Here is a 14,411-nt window from a genome sequence, read left to right as displayed (position 1 = left end):
GGATCACCCCTCCGCGAGGACGGCGTCCATCTGCTGAGCCAGCTCGGTGGTGACCTCCTCGACCGGCTCGGCCCCGGAGAACGCCTGGGGCAGCAGCTCGACCTCGAGCGCGTTCCACTCCGCGGTGCTCTCGCTCACGGGCAGCGGCTGGGCGTAGTCGAGCGCGTCGAGGAAGACCTGCAGGTCGGCGTCGGGCATCGACTCGGTGAAGGTGTCCTGCGTGCCCGTGTAGGCGGGGATGACGGAGCCGGCCTCGCCCAGCTGGCGCTGGGCCTCCTCGCCCGCCAGGAAGACCTGCAGGGCCTGCGCCGCCTGCTGCTGGTCCGAGCTCGCCGCGACGACGTTGGCCACGCCGTGGATGACGGTCGCCTGCTCCTCCCCGGTCGGCAGGGGCAGGACGACGACGTCCTCGGCCACCGGGGTGTCGGTCAGGGCCGCGCGGAACCAGCTGCCGCCCCAGTACATGCCGAGCCGGCCCGACGTGAACCACTGGTCGGCGGTGGTGTCGGTGAGCTGGGCCATGGTCGGCGACCCGCCGCTCTCGATGAGCTCGCGCCAGAAGTCGATGCCCGCCTGGGCCTCGGGGGTGTCGTACGCGGACTCCCCGTCCTCGATGACCGACCCACCGGCCTGGTAGATGGTGTCGTAGTAGGTGGTCTGGCCGTCCATGCCGCCGGCCGCCCCGTAGATCCCCTCGGCCTCGAGCGCCTGGGAGATCTCGGCCGCGGTGGCCTGGAACTCCTCCCACGTCCAGTCGCCCTCGGGGACCTCCACACCGGCCTGCTCGAAGATCGCCCGGTTCGCCCAGATGGCGATGGTGTCGAAGTCCTTGGGGACCCCGTACAGCGCGTCGTCGTAGGTGTAGAGGTCGATCAGCGACTCGGGGTAGTTCGCCGGGTCGACGTCGCCCGCCTCCACGGCCCCGTCCAGGGGCGCGAGGAGGTCGTTGGACGCGTAGAGCTGGACGTTGGGGCCGTTCATCCAGAACAGGTCGGGGAGGGTCCCGCTGGAGGCCTGCGTCTGCAGCTTGGTCCAGTACTCGCCGAAGGGCGTGACGTCCACGCTCACCTCGACGCCCGGGTGCTGCTCCTGGAACGCCGCGATGTTCGCCTCGATGCTGTCCACCTGCGTCTGGTCCCAGACGCTGTAGGTCAGCGAGGCCTCGAGGTCGTCACCCGGCGGCGTGTACTCGGCCGCCGCCCCGCCGCCACCGCCGGGCTCGGAGCCGCCGCAGGCGGTCGCCACGAGCAGCAGACCCAGGGAGGTGGCGAGGGCGCCGCGCAGGCGACGGGCGGGGCGGGCGGGGGAGCCGGTGGTGGTCATCGGGTCGTCCTCTCGGGGGCGGGGCGCGAGGTCCGTGCGAAGTGGTCGAGCACGTGCTGGTCCAGGGGCGGGACGTCGAGGGGGCGGGAGCCGTCGCGCAGGGACGCGGCGGCGAGCGCGCCGGCGGCCACGGCCGCGCGCGCGGCGACCGGGGAGACGGTGAGGGGGGCCCCGTCGACGACGTGGTCGAGGAACTCCGTCATCGTCAGGACGTCGGCGTCCTCGTGGCCGCTGGTGACGCCCGCGACGGGGTACTCGCGGTCGCCCGCGGCGGACCACTCGCGGCGCCGGTCCCAGACCTTGACGACGCCGCCGCCGGTGTCGCCGACGTTCTCCAGCCGGCCCTCGGTGCCGATCACCGTGTAGTTCCGCCAGTAGTCGGGCGTGAAGTGGCACTGCTGGTAGCTGGCGAGGACGCCGTTGTCGAGGCCCATCATCATCATCGAGACGTCCTCGACGTCGACGACGGGGTTGAGCCCGGTCTGCGCGGCCGGCGGCCAGTTGTCGTAGGAGAACCAGTCCGGCATCGTCTCGCCGGCCCGCGACCTCCTGTCCTGGACGTCGCCGTAGACCATGAGGTCGCCCATGCCGACGACGCGGCGCGTGTACGAGGACGCGAGGTGGTGGACCACGTCGATGTCGTGGCTGGCCTTCTGCAGCAGGAGCGTCCCGGTGCGCCGGCGGTCGGCGTGCCAGTCCTTGAAGTAGTAGTCACCGCCGTTGCCCACGAAGTGGCGGACCCAGATGGTCTTGACCTCGCCGATCTCCCCCCGGTCGAGGACCTCCTTCATGGCGCGCACGACCCCGGCGTGGCGGAAGTTGTGCCCCACGTAGAGCGGGGTCCCCGTCTCGGCGGCCACCTGCAGCACCCGGTCGGCGTCCTCGAGGCGCGTCGCGAGCGGCTTCTCCAGGTACACCGCCACGCCGCCGCGCAGCAGGTCGACGGCGATGTCCGCGTGGGTGTCGTCCGGGGTGGTGACCACGGCCGCGTGGACGCCCCCCGCGTCCAGCAGCGCCCGGTGGTCGCGGTGGACGGGGACCTGGCCGAAGAGCGCCCGGGCCCGCTCGCGCCCGGCCTCGTCGGTGTCCACGGCGGCGACGACGCGCGCGCCCTGCCGGACGGCGGAGACGTGCTGGGCGATCACGCTGCGGGCACCCGTGCCCACCACCGCGACCGCTACGTCCTGATCTGGGCCGAGCACCATCGCCATCCCTCCCGCCGGGGCCGCACACCGACGCCGCGCGTCGGGGCTGTGATCGAGACTGACGCGTTGGCGCGTCAATCGAGCACGAGTGAACAGTAACCGGCCGTCCGACGACTGACCAGGGTCTCGGCGCACATCCCGCCCACCGCTGCAGGACGGGGCCGCCGGGCGGGCCGGTCGCCGAGCGGTCGACGGCGCCGGCAGGCACGTCCCCGGACGCGACCGGAGCCGTCGGGGCCCGCCCCGACGGCTCCGACCCCGCCGGCTCCGGCCCGCCGGACAGCCCCGCCGGTCAGCCCCGGGGCGCGGGCGCCAGCGGCGAGACCTCGACGTCGCAGCCCGCGCCGCCGCCCGTCACCACGACCTCCTGCTGCAGGTCGTTCCAGCCGGTCGCGGGCTCCCACGTGCCCTCCGCCGCGAGCCGGACGGAGAAGTCCGGGTTCCCGGCCGTGCCCGCGTCCCCGGACGGCAGGTGCAGGTGCAGCGCGTAGCGACCCGTGGGCACGCCGCACAGCGGGACGGACACCGTGCTCGTGGTGCCCGCCGCCCAGGTGCGGGCGTCCACCCCGGTGTCGAGCGCGAAGGCGCCGCGCGCCCCCTCGAGGACGACGTGCACCGGGCGCTCGTTGTAGGGCGCGGCCCAGCCGTCGTTGCGCACGTCCACCGCGAGCTCCTGGGTGGGCCGCCCGCCGCTGCTCGTCCTGCGGACCCGGCTCTCCTCGGGGACGAACCGGTAGCCGAGGCGGTCGGTCACCTCGGCGAGCCCGTCCTCGCCCCAGCTGCCGAGGACGTCCCGGTTGTAGTCGGCGTTGAGGTAGGAGAAGTGGTAGCGCGCCATCTCGGCCGAGGCGGACGGGTACTCCGAGCGCGGCGGGTTGACGGTGCAGGTCTCCCCGCCCATGGGCACGAAGCGGGTCTCGCGCGCGAGGTACTCCTGGTCCAGGGAGAGGGGGTCGGACAGGAAGGTCCCGAAGTCGTCGGGGCTCGCGAGGAAGCAGTCGTTGTGGTGGCCGACGCGCGCGAGGTCGCTGCCGCCGAACGCCTCCTCCGGGGCCAGGGCCCCGGCCTCCCCGCTGGGGACGTCGAAGACCACCTGCTTCGTCAGCATGGTGCGGACCTGCACCGAGCGCTCCTGCGGGACCGCGTCGAGGAGCGCCCGGAGCACCTGCCCCCGGCGCTCCCAGTCCTCCTCCGTGACGACTCCGGGCTCGGCCGGGTCCGCGACGAAGTGGTCGGTGTAGTACCCCTCCCCCCACAGCCCGACGAAGCCCTGCTGCAGGACGGGGACGACGTCCGCGTTGCGGTGCAGGAGCGGCGAGAGCTGCTCGATGTGGGCCAGCACGACGTCGAGCGGCGCGTCGCCGTACGGCGGGGAGTAGGGCCAGGCCCCGCCCTGCCGGTAGGCGAACCGCGTGATGACGCTGACGCCCGCCTCCCGGGCGGTGTCCAGGTCGGCCTGGACGAGGTCCAGCCAGGCCTGGTCCAGCTGCGGGGTCTCCGCGAACCTCTCGAGGTAGAAGACCCGCAGGACCTGCGTGGTGCCCTCGGCGCGGTAGCCGCGGAGCACGTCGGCGTCCAGCGGCGTGTACCCGGACCCGTCCTCGCGGTAGTGGGTCTCGGTGTGCCGGTACCACCCGCGCTCGGGGTTGGCGAGGACGTCGTCGGACTCCGCGTACTGCACGGCGCGCACGCGCCCCTCGGCGCCGGTCGGGTCCGCCGAGGCCGTCGGGGCTCCCGCCAGGCCGACGAGGCCCGGGAGGGCCAGCAGCGCCAGCCCTCTCGCGCGTCGGCCCGGGCGCCGGTGCGCCGCTCCTGCGGCCGGCGCCGTCGTCCGTCCCGGGGTGCCGGCTCGGTGCTGCTCCGCCATGGCTGCTCCTCCTCGTGGGCGGCGGGGCTCGGCGGCCCGGCCGCGGGTGGGTCGGTGCCGGGAGCGTGATCCCTGGACGACGCTCTGTCACCGGGCGAGGGGCAGGTGCGCACCGCGGCTGCGCGAACGCGCAGGAGACCTGCGCGGGTGAGCGCTCACCACCTACGGTCGCGCCCGTGACGGACGAGCACGGGGGCCACCGGGCAGGTCCTCCCGGGAGCAGCGCCCTTCCGGACGCCGCACCCGCTGCGTCCCCGGGGCGGGACCGCGCGCACCGACTCGCCCGGCTGCTCGAGCACGTGCGGGCCGGCGCTCCCGGGACCACGTCAGCGGCCGAGCTCGCGCGCCTGCTGCGCGTCTCCGCGGCCACGGTGCGCCGCGACCTGGCCGTCCTCGAGGACCAGCAGCTCCTCCGCCGCCTCCACGGGGGCGCCCGCGCGCTCGACGACGGGCGCGAGGTGCCCGTCCGCTACCGCGGCGGGGAGCAGCGCGACGCCAAGCTCGCCATCGCGCGGGAGGCCGCGACCCGCGTCCCCCTCGGGGCTCACGCCCTGGGGCTGACCGGCGGGAGCACGACGGACGCCGTCGCGAGGTGCCTCGCCGACCGCAGCCAGCTGACGGTCATCACCAACGCGCTCAACGTGGCGCTGGACCTCGCGCTGCGCCCCCAGGTGAAGGTCGTCATGACCGGGGGTGTCGTGCGCTCGCAGTCCTCCGAGCTGGTGGGTCCGTGGGCGGAGCAGACGCTGCAGGCGGTCAACCTGGGGACTGCCGTCGTCGGGGTGGACGGCATCAGCGCAGCGGGGGGCCTGACCACCCACGACGAGGTCGAGGCGGCGGTCAACGCCGCGATGATCCGACGGGCGCGCCGCACCGTCGTCGTCGCGGACGGCACCAAGCTGGGCCGGGTCCGCCTCGCCCGCATCTGCGCGGCGCAGGACGTCGACGAGCTCGTCACCGACGTCAGCGCGCCTCCGGCCGAAGTGGAGGCGCTGCGCCGCATCGGGCTGGCGGTGACCGTCGTCGAGCCGTGAGGCGCGGAAGCGCCGCCGCGCGGCGGGTGCGCGGGGCTCAGGCCGGCGCGACGACGACCTCGACACCGGCGGCCGCCAGCTCGGCCGCGACAGCTTCCTCGGCGGGCCGGTCGGTGACGAGGAGGTCCACCTCCTCGAGCGCGCAGATGCGCGCGAACGTGGAGCGGCCGAGCTTGGTCGAGTCCGCGGCCACGACGACCCGGCGCGCGACCGCGGCCATGTGGCGGCTCGCCTCGGCCTCCCCCTCGTGCACCGTCGTCGCGCCGAAGCGACCGCTCAGCCCGTCGACGCCCAGCACGGCGAGGTCGACGCTGAGGTCCCGCAGCGAGGAGGCGACCAGCGGGCCCACCAGCTCGTAGGACTGGCGGCGGGGCACCCCGCCCGTGACGACGATCTTGACGTGCTCGCGCACCGACAGCTCGAAGGCGATGTTCAGCGCGTTGGTGACGATGGTGACCCCCGGGGCGTCACCGCCGCCGAGCGCCTCGCTGGACCCGAGGACCCTCGCGACCTCGCTCGTCGTCGTCCCGCCGTTGAGAGCCACCGCGTCACCCGGCGCCACCAGCTCGGCGACCGCCCGGGCGATGGCCGTCTTGGCCTCGGACTGGCGGGCGATCTTGTACTGCAGCGGCAGCTCGTAGCCCGATCCCAGCGCGGAGGCGCCCCCGTGCGTGCGCGTGAGGAGCCGCTGCTCGGCGAGCAGGTTGAGGTCGCGCCGGACGGTGGCGGTGGAGACCCCCAGCGCGTCGCCGACCTCGGCGATGGACACGGTCCCCCGCTCGCTGACCAGCTCCAGCACGAGGTTCAGGCGCCGCTGCTGCGTCATGCCCGAACACTCCTGGGGACGGCACCGGACGCGCAACTGCGCGGCTCGGTCGTCCGTCCGTTGACTCGCTGAGCGAGGATGCTCATCATGGACTCCATGCGGTCACAATCGATCGCACAGCGCGCGGGGGACCGCCCTGAGGACAAGGAACACCGCATGCCTCCCTTCGTCGACGACGAGATCGCGTCCCAGCCCCGGGTGTGGCGCGAGGCCGCCGCGCTGGCGGCCGCCTCCCGCGAGGCCCTGCCCCGACCCGGTGAGCGGGTCGCGGTCGTCGGGTGCGGCACCAGCTGGTTCATCGCCATGAGCGCCGCGGTCGTCCGCGAGCAGGCCGGCCACGGCGTGACGGACGCCTTCGCCGGCTCGGAGTTCCCCCTCGGACGCACCTACGACCGGGTCGTGGCCATCTCCCGCTCCGGCACGACGACCGAGGTCGTCGAGCTGCTCGGCGCCCTGGACGGCACCCCCACGACGCTCGTCACGGCGGTGCCCGACTCCCCGGCGGCGGCGCGGGCGACGGACGTCGTGGCGATGCCGTTCGCCGACGAGAGCTCCGTCGTGCAGACGCGCTTCGCCACGAGCGCCCTGAGCCTCCTGCGGGCGGCGGCGGGGCACGACCTCGAGCCCGTCGTCGCCGACGCCGAGCGCGCGCTCGCCCTGGACCTCGCCGACCTGACGGCGGCCGACCAGTGCACCTTCATCGGCCGCGGCTGGTGCGTCGGCCTGGCCAACGAGGCGGCCCTCAAGACGCGCGAGGCCGCGCAGTTCTGGGCCGAGTCCTACCCGTCGATGGACTACCGCCACGGGCCGGTCGCCATCGCCGAGCCCGGCCGCCTCGTCTGGAGCCTCGGCGCCGCACCCGACGGCCTCGCCGAGCAGGTGGGGCGGACCGGGGCGACCTTCGTCCAGCACGACCTGGACCCCCAGGCCGCGCTCGTCGTGGCGCAGCGGTTCGCGGTGGCCGTCGCCAAGGTCCGCGGCCTGGACCCGGACCAGCCCCGGTCGCTGACCCGCTCCGTGATCCTCGCGTGAGCCCGGCGGTGCCGACGGCGAGCGCCGTGGGGGTGGACGTCGGGGGCACCAGCACCAAGGGCCTGCGGATCGGCCCCGACGGCGCGGTCCTCGCCGAGCACCGCCGCCCCACGCCGTCGCCGGACCCGGACGGCCGGCGCACGGCCGAGACCGTGGCCGCCGTCGTCGACGCCCTGGGCGCCGACCCGCGCGACGCCGTCGGCGTCGCCCTGCCCGGCGTCGTCGACGAGGTGGCGGGCACCGCCGTCCTGTCGGTGAACCTCGGGTGGCGCGACGTGCCCGCCACCCGGCTGCTCGAGGGCGCCCTCGGGCGCCCGGTCGTGCTCGCCCACGACGTCCGCGCCGGGGCGGTGGCCGAGGACGCCGCCGCCGCGGGCGCCTCGGGGGACGTGCCGTCCGGCGAGGTGTCGGTGTTCGTCGCGGTGGGCACCGGCCTCGCGGCGGCCGTGCTCGTGGACGGGCGCCCGCTCGTGGCCGGCGGGTGGGCGGGCGAGGTCGGGCAGCTGCTGCTGGTCGACGGGCCGCACGCCGGCCTGCGGGTGGAGGAGGTCGCCTCGGCCGCCGCCACGGCCCGCCGCGCCGGCGCGCCGGACGCGCTGACCGTCGCGCGGCGCGTGCGGGCCGGGGACCCGGCGGCCCGAGCCGTCTGGCGGGAGACCGTCGAGGCGCTCGCCGGGGCTCTCGCCGGCCTGGTCGTGGCCGTCGCCCCCTCGCGCGTCGTCATGGGGGGCGGCCTCGCGCTCGCGGGGGACCTCCTGCTCGACCCGCTCGCCGCGGAGCTGGCCCGCCGCACGCCCGGGCTGCGCGCGCCGCACCTCCTCCCGGCCGTCCACGGCGACACCGCCGCCGCCCGCGGCGCGGCGATGCTGGCCCGCGCCGCGCAGGACCGGCACCCCTCGACCGCCCCGGTGCCCGGATGAGCGGCTCCCGCGCGAGCGCGCCGACCGCTGACCCGTCGCGGGACCACGTGGTCGCCGTCGACCGCCTCGTCGACGGCAGCGGCTGCGACGGGCCGGCGTGGCTGCGCGTGCGCGGCGGCGTCGTCGTCGAGCGGGGCAGCGGCCACGCACCCGACCCCGGCGGGGCGCACCCGCCCGCCGGTGCCCACCTGCCCGCCGCCGTGCCCGGGTTCGTCGACGGCCACTGCCACGGCGCGGCGGGCGTCGACCTCGCCGTCCCCGGGAGCGACCCCGGGCCGGTCCTGCGCCACCACGCCGCCGCGGGCACCACCGCCCTCGTGGCCTCCCTCGCCAGCGCACCGCTGGGCCGCACCGCCGAGCGCCTGCGCGAGCTGTCGCCGCTGGTCCGCGCGGGAGAGCTGCTCGGGCTCCACCTCGAGGGCCCGTGGCTGGCGCCGGCGCGGCGCGGCGCCCACGCCGCGGGCCTGCTGCGCGAGCCCCGGCCGGACGACGTCGAGGTGCTGCTCGAGGCCGGTGGTGGTGCGGTGCGCATGGTCACCCTGGCGCCCGAGCTGCCCGGCGCGCTGGACGCCGTGGCCCGCCTCGTCGACGCGGGCGTCGTCGTGGCGCTCGGCCACACCGACGCCTCCGCCGAGCAGGTGCGGCGAGCGCTGGACCTGGGCGCGAGCGTCGTCACCCACCTGTTCAACGGGATGCCGCCCCTGCACCACCGCGAGCCCGGCCCCGTCGGCGCCGCCCTGCTCGACGGGCGCGTCACCGTGGAGGTCATCGGCGACGGCCAGCACGTCGACGACGACGTCGTCGACCTCGTCCGGCGCCTCGCGCCCGGCCGCACGGCGCTCGTCTCGGACGCGATGGCGGCCGCCGGCCTCGGCGACGGGCGCTACGAGCTCGCCGGCGCCGAGGTCGTCGTGCGCGACGGGGTCGCCCGGACGGCCGACGAGCGCTCGCTCGCCGGCAGCACGGCGACGGTCGGGGACGCCGTCGCGCGCCTGCTCGCCCGCGGGGCCGACCTGCCCGAGGTCGCCGCGCTGACGTCGGTCGCGCCGACGCGGGCGCTCGGGCTCACCGGCACCCCGCTCGCCGTGGGCGCCCCGGCCGACCTCGTCGAGGTGGTCGACGGCCGCCCGCGGCGCGTCCTGAGGAGGGGCACGTGGCTCGACTCGTCGTCGTGACGCCCAACCCGGCCGTCGACGTCACCTACCGGGTGGCGCGCCAGGTGGTCGGGGAGACCGTCCGCGTGCAGGAGGTGCAGCGCCGTCCGGGCGGCAAGGGCCTCAACGTCGCGCGCGTCCTGCGCGCGCTCGGCCGCGACGCGCTGGCCGTCCAGCCCCTCGGCGGGGCCGCGGGCGCGTGGGTCGCCGCGCAGCTGGCCGCCGAGGGCCTGCCGGCGGAGGTCGTCGAGGTCGCCGGCGAGACCCGCACCACCGTGGCCGTCGTCGACGGCGCGGCGCACCCGACGCTCTACGCCGAGCCCGGGCCCGTCCTCCTGGCGGCGGAGCTGGAGCGGCTCGTGGACGCGGTCGCGAGGGCCTGCCGCCCCGGCGACCAGCTGGTGGTCTCCGGGTCGCTGCCCCCGGGGGCGGACGAGCGCACCGTGGCCGGGCTCGTCGCGGCCGGGCGCAGCGCCGGAGCCGCCGTCGTGGTCGACACCAGCGGGGCGGCCCTCGCCGCCGCCTGCCGGGCCGGCGCCGACGTCGTGATGCCGAACACCGAGGAGGCGCTGGCCACCACCGGGGCGCCCGACCTCGCCACCGCCGTCGCCGGGCTCCTGGACCTCGGCGCCGGCCAGGTGGTCGTCTCGCGGGGGGCCGACGGCCTGCTCTCCGTCGCCCGCAGCGGCGAGCGGTGCGAGCAGCCGGCCGTCCCCGCCGTCGCGGGCAACCCCACCGGTGCGGGCGACGCCGCGACGGCCGGCTTCACCGCCGCGCTCGACGCGGGCGCCGGGACCGCGGACGCCCTGCGCTGGGCCGCCGTGTGCGGCGCGGCCGCCGTCCTCCAGCCCGTGGCCGGCGTCGTCGACGCCGCGGAGCTGGTCGAGCTCGAGCGGCGCCTGCCCGCACCCCCCACCGGGGCCCCCCGTCACCCCCTTCCCCTCCCGGTCGCGGCCCCTCCTCCCGGGCACCGCCGCCCCCGGCGCACCCCTCCCGACACCGACCCGCAGGAGCCCTCCTCGTGACCAGCCCAGCCACCACGACGACCGCATCCCCGCCCGCGCGCAGGAGCGGCCCCGGCACCTCGGACGCCGGCGTCCCCCTCCTGGCGAGCCTGCTCGGCGACGCCCGGGCCGCCGGTCGCGGCGTGGGGGCGTTCAACGTGGTGCTCCTCGAGCACGCCGAGGCGATCGTGGCGGGCGCCGAGGCCGCCGAGCGGCCGGTCGTGCTGCAGGTCAGCCAGAACTGCGTGCGCTACCACGGCTCGGCCGCCCCGCTGCTGGCCGCCGTCCTGCAGCAGGCGCGCGACGCCCGCGTGCCCGCCGCGGTCCACCTCGACCACGCCGAGGACGTCGCGCTCGTCCACGAGGCCGTCGAGCTGGGCGTCGACAGCGTGATGTACGACGGCTCCGCGCTGCCGTACGCCGAGAACGTCGCCACGACCCTCGCCGTCGTCGAGCACTGCCACCGGCGAGGGGTCGCCGTCGAGGCCGAGCTCGGCGAGGTCGGCGGCAAGGACGGCGTCCACGCGCCCGGCGCCCGCACGGACCCGGCCGAGGCCGTGTCGTTCGTCGCGGCGACCGGCGTCGACGCGCTCGCCGTCGCGGTCGGCACCTCGCACGCCATGGTCGAGCGCGTCGCCGCGGTCGACGCCGACCTCGTCGCGGCGCTCGCGGCCGCGGTGGACGTGCCGCTCGTGCTGCACGGCTCCTCCGGCCTCGACGACGACGAGCTCGCGGCCGCCGTCCGCGCCGGCATGACGAAGGTCAACATCTCCACGCACCTCAACGCGCTGTTCACGGCGGGCGTCCGCGCCGCGCTGGCGGACGACCCCGCGCTCGTCGACCCCCGGCGCTACGTCCGCCGGGGACGGGCGGCGGTCGCGGAGGAGGTGGAGCGGCTGCTGCGGCTGCTCGCCCCGTGACGGGCGACGACCCGTGGGCGCTGCTGGGGCTGGCCGGTCACCCGGCGGGGCGCACGCGGCCCGCGCCGGGCGCCGTCGCGACGGCCCTGCGCGTCGTCGAGGCCGCCGGGAGCGCGGCACCGGCGGGGGCGGGGCTCACGACCGCGGCGCTGCTGCCCGCGCTCGGCGACGTGGTGCCCGCGGCGCTGGCCCGCCACCGCTCCCTCGGCCTCCCCGACGACGTCTCGCGCGCCACCCTGGCGGACGTCGGCCGCAAGGTCGACGCCTACGGCGAGGACGTCGACGCGCCGTGGCTGCTCGGGCTGCTGCGCGCCGACGTGGTGGCCGTCGGTCGCCTCCAGGTCGAGCGGGTCGCCGGTGCGCACGGGCACGCGCTGCACGTCCCCGAGGGCGGGCCGCTGGACGCCCGCGCGGTCCGGGAGTCGGTGGCCCGCGCGCGCGTCCTCGTCGGGGCGTCGACGTGCACGTGCACCTCCTGGCTGCTCGACCCCTGGCTGGTCCGGGTCCTCCCGCCGAGCAGCGGCATCGTCGCCTTCGCCTCGCTGTTCCGCCTGGACGAGTTGCCCGGCGCGGACCGGGGCGGCGAGCCGACCGCCGGCGACCGCTCCGCGGCCCGCTTCCTCTTCCGGCGACCGCTCGAGCAGCTGCTCGAGCCGGGGAGCCCTCGTGACGAGGAGGCCGTGCAGCGCACGTCGCTGCAGCGGCTGGCGCTCGGGCGCCTGCGGTCCGGAGAGCACTGGCTCGAGCCGCGCGGCACCTGGGCCGGGTGATCCCGGCGCCTCCGGCCGGCGCCCCGCGCGGAGCCCGTCGACGGCTCTCTGCGTGGCTCTCGGCACATCGCTAGAGAAGACGAGACGACCCGAGAGCGTCCTGCCCGCAGGCCCCGCCGCGCCGCGTCAGCGCGCGAGGCAGGCGGTGCGGCCGATGCGCCGGGTGGGCGCGAAGCCGGCGTCGCGCAGGAGCTGCAGGCGCTGGACCATCCGGCTGGTCCGGTAGGCGGGCGCGTCCTCGTCCGGGAAGAGGACGCAGACCTGGTCGACGCCCAGGTCGTCGAGAGCGGTGAGGACCTCGGCGTCGGAGGCGAAGACCACCTCGCCGTTCGCGAAGCGCACGAGGAGCAGCCGCTGGTCGTAGCGGAAGCCGGGCACGTCCTCCAGCTGGTCCAGGAAGTAGTCGCGCGGGGCGACCGTCTTCACCCGGGTGGTCAGGACGGTCAGCGTGATCGCCTCCTGCTCGGGCAGCAGCACCGTGTCGCCCGGGTCCGCGCGGGCGATGACGTCCTCGGCCACGACGACCGACCCCTCGCCGCGCTGGAGCTTCGGCGGCCAGTCGAGCGAGACGCCGTTGGCGGAGGACCAGATCGGCACCCCCGTGACGACGAGCGCCGCGGCGAGCGCGGCCGGCAGCAGCAGCCGCCACCGCCGGCCGTCGGCGAGCCGGGCCCCGAGGACGCCGACCAGCGCGGCGACCGTCATGACCCAGCTGATGCGCCACAGCGTCGGGCCGAGGCCCACGAGGTCGTAGGCCAGCTCCGTGACGCCGGGGACGAAGGTGACGCCGACCGCGAGCGCCAGCACCCCCGTCGTCACCCGGGCGGCGCGCGAGGGCACGAGGAGCGCGCCCAGCAGCACGGCCGCGACGGCGACGAGGGCGACGACGCCGTCGCGGAAGATCTCGTGGCCGAACCACGAGGGGTCGAAGCGGAAGAGGCGGCGCTCGGCGAAGTCGTCCGCGGAGCGGCCGCCCACCAGCAGGGTGGCCGCCCCCGCGGCGAGCGGGTAGGCGGCGGCCGCGCCGAACCCCGCCGCCGCCGCCCGCCACCGCCGGGCGACCACCAGGGGGGCGACGCCCCCCAGGGCGAGCACGGGCACGAGGAAGATGCCCGTCGTCGACAGGCCGACCGCCGCGGCGCCGCCGGCCGCCAGGTGCACGAGGTCGCGCCGGGACGAGCGCCCGGTCGCGAGCGCCCGCTCGGCGTGCCGCAGGAGCGCCACCAGCAGCAGGGGGACGACCAGGCACAGCAGGACGACCTTCCCCTGCCAGAGCCTGATGAGGAACAGGTTGCCGGGCGCCGCGTACCCGCTCCCGCCGTCCCACAGCAGGAGGACGAGCGCCAGGCTCAGCGCGACGGCGACCAGCGGGGTCCGCCACGCGCGCAGCAGCCGCCACAGCGCGAGCACCGACAGGGCCGTGGCGATCGACGGCACCGCGAGGTAGACGACGGACGCGGCGGGCACCGCCAGCAGCCGGGCGACCGTCCCCACCAGCGCGTCGTAGGACGCGACGGGCGGGAAGCTCGTCATCGGGAAGACCTCGTCGGAGAAGATCGTGTCGCGCAGCGGGAAGGTGCCCCGCTCGGCCGTCCACTGCGAGAGGTTCACGTAGTAGAGGTCGTCGGGGTTCGGCCACCGCGTCGCCGCCGCGAGCACGGCCAGGCCGGCCGCCCACGCCAGCGCGACCCCGACGCCGGAGCGGTGCCGGCGGGCGCTGGGCCGGAGGGGACCAGGCACCGCGGCGACGTCGTCCGCGCGGCGCAGGTCGACGGCGGCGCGCAGCGTCCCGGCCGCCGCGGCCAGCAGCCACAGCGCCGCCACCAGGGGCCAGGGGGCCCTCGCGGCGAGCAGCACCGCCGCGGCCAGCGCGGAGGTCGCCGCGACGACGAGGAGCGCGCGGGCCCCTCCCGGGCGCCGCCGGTGCCCGCCGGGCGCCCCGACCGCCGCTCGGTCGGCCGCGGCGCCGTCGACCACAGCGGCGTCGGCTGCGGCGCCGTCGTCGTCGTGGGGTCGGCGGCGCGACCGGAGCACCACCAGCCCCACGGCCACCAGCGCCAGGAGCTCGAGCGCCACGGCCGCGGGCACGCCCCAGCGCAGCAGCAGGCACAGGTGGTAGACGGGCGTCCAGGTCGCGAGGAGCAGGACGCTCGCGTCGAGGACCCGCTCGACGACGCGCTCAGGCCCGCCCCGGGCGGGCGCCGGCGCGTCGGCCCGCACGGCCCCCGGCCGCGCCGCCCGCGCCGTCTGCACCACGCACCCACGCTAGGTGACCCCGCGTCGCCGACCGGGCAGGTCGGCGCGCTCGGTCTCGCGCCGGTCGGGGCGCGGTGCTGCCGCGAGCGTCCCGGGGCGC

Annotated in this window: 12 protein-coding genes; 7 read left to right on the top strand and 5 right to left on the bottom strand. The window is 77.1% G+C overall.

Annotation, left to right across the window (positions count from 1 at the left end):
• Positions 1 to 3 precede the first annotated feature (3 nt).
• The 3 genes from Q0848_RS09455 to Q0848_RS09445 all read right to left on the bottom strand — a co-directional run bounded on the left by Q0848_RS09455 (position 4) and on the right by Q0848_RS09445 (position 4,395).
• Positions 4 to 1,323 (bottom strand): sugar ABC transporter substrate-binding protein, encoded by a 1,320-nt coding sequence (locus Q0848_RS09455; RefSeq protein ID WP_299036896.1) that lies wholly within the window; start codon positions 1,321 to 1,323, stop codon positions 4 to 6.
• Entirely contained in the window at positions 1,320 to 2,528 is a 1,209-nt protein-coding gene (locus tag Q0848_RS09450; protein ID WP_299036894.1) for a Gfo/Idh/MocA family protein, read from the bottom strand. Before Q0848_RS09450 ends, Q0848_RS09455 begins: the two co-directional genes overlap by 4 nt.
• A gap of 292 nt (positions 2,529 to 2,820) precedes the next feature.
• Positions 2,821 to 4,395, bottom strand: a complete 1,575-nt coding sequence (locus Q0848_RS09445; protein ID WP_299036892.1) for a DUF4832 domain-containing protein — start codon at positions 4,393 to 4,395, stop codon at positions 2,821 to 2,823.
• Positions 4,396 to 4,571: 176 nt separating this feature from the next.
• Here Q0848_RS09445 and Q0848_RS09440 point away from each other — a divergent pair, with 176 nt between their 5' ends.
• Complete coding sequence (locus Q0848_RS09440) at positions 4,572 to 5,429, top strand: DeoR/GlpR family DNA-binding transcription regulator (protein WP_299036890.1); 858 nt, start codon at positions 4,572 to 4,574, stop codon at positions 5,427 to 5,429.
• Between the two features lie 37 nt (positions 5,430 to 5,466).
• On the opposite strand, the gene Q0848_RS09435 is transcribed toward Q0848_RS09440, so the two are convergent.
• On the bottom strand, positions 5,467 to 6,255 hold the full coding sequence (locus Q0848_RS09435) for a DeoR/GlpR family DNA-binding transcription regulator (RefSeq protein ID WP_299036888.1): 789 nt from the start codon (positions 6,253 to 6,255) through the stop codon (positions 5,467 to 5,469).
• A 156-nt stretch (positions 6,256 to 6,411) separates the two neighbouring features.
• Here Q0848_RS09435 and Q0848_RS09430 point away from each other — a divergent pair, with 156 nt between their 5' ends.
• The 6 genes from Q0848_RS09430 to Q0848_RS09405 all read left to right on the top strand — a co-directional run bounded on the left by Q0848_RS09430 (position 6,412) and on the right by Q0848_RS09405 (position 12,055).
• Positions 6,412 to 7,287 carry an SIS domain-containing protein gene (locus Q0848_RS09430; protein ID WP_299036886.1) on the top strand — a complete coding sequence of 292 codons (876 nt, stop codon included), beginning with the start codon at positions 6,412 to 6,414 and terminating at the stop codon, positions 7,285 to 7,287.
• A complete protein-coding gene (locus Q0848_RS09425) occupies positions 7,284 to 8,207 on the top strand; it encodes an ROK family protein (RefSeq protein ID WP_299036884.1) in 924 nt (307 codons plus the stop codon). The genes Q0848_RS09430 and Q0848_RS09425 overlap by 4 nt, the downstream gene beginning before the upstream one ends.
• Positions 8,204 to 9,382 carry an N-acetylglucosamine-6-phosphate deacetylase gene (locus tag Q0848_RS09420; protein ID WP_299036882.1) on the top strand — a complete coding sequence of 393 codons (1,179 nt, stop codon included), beginning with the start codon at positions 8,204 to 8,206 and terminating at the stop codon, positions 9,380 to 9,382. Before Q0848_RS09425 ends, Q0848_RS09420 begins: the two co-directional genes overlap by 4 nt.
• On the top strand, positions 9,361 to 10,386 hold the full coding sequence (locus Q0848_RS09415; protein ID WP_299036881.1) for a 1-phosphofructokinase family hexose kinase: 1,026 nt from the start codon (positions 9,361 to 9,363) through the stop codon (positions 10,384 to 10,386). The genes Q0848_RS09420 and Q0848_RS09415 overlap by 22 nt, the downstream gene beginning before the upstream one ends.
• Before the next feature lie 80 nt (positions 10,387 to 10,466).
• Positions 10,467 to 11,285 (top strand): class II fructose-bisphosphate aldolase, encoded by an 819-nt coding sequence (locus Q0848_RS09410; RefSeq protein WP_366146518.1) that lies wholly within the window; start codon positions 10,467 to 10,469, stop codon positions 11,283 to 11,285.
• Positions 11,282 to 12,055, top strand: coding sequence for an acyltransferase domain-containing protein (locus Q0848_RS09405; protein ID WP_299036877.1), 774 nt, complete (start codon positions 11,282 to 11,284; stop codon positions 12,053 to 12,055). The genes Q0848_RS09410 and Q0848_RS09405 overlap by 4 nt, the downstream gene beginning before the upstream one ends.
• 126 nt (positions 12,056 to 12,181) lie before the next feature.
• On the opposite strand, the gene Q0848_RS09400 is transcribed toward Q0848_RS09405, so the two are convergent.
• On the bottom strand, positions 12,182 to 14,311 hold the full coding sequence (locus tag Q0848_RS09400) for a DUF6077 domain-containing protein (RefSeq protein ID WP_299036876.1): 2,130 nt from the start codon (positions 14,309 to 14,311) through the stop codon (positions 12,182 to 12,184).
• Between the last annotated feature and the right edge of the window lie 100 nt (positions 14,312 to 14,411).

This window comes from uncultured Pseudokineococcus sp. (assembly GCF_947495735.1).
Lineage (GTDB): Bacteria > Actinomycetota > Actinomycetes > Actinomycetales > Quadrisphaeraceae > Pseudokineococcus.
Note: the sequence above shows the minus strand (reverse complement) of the source record. Positions and strands in the feature narration are given on the sequence as shown.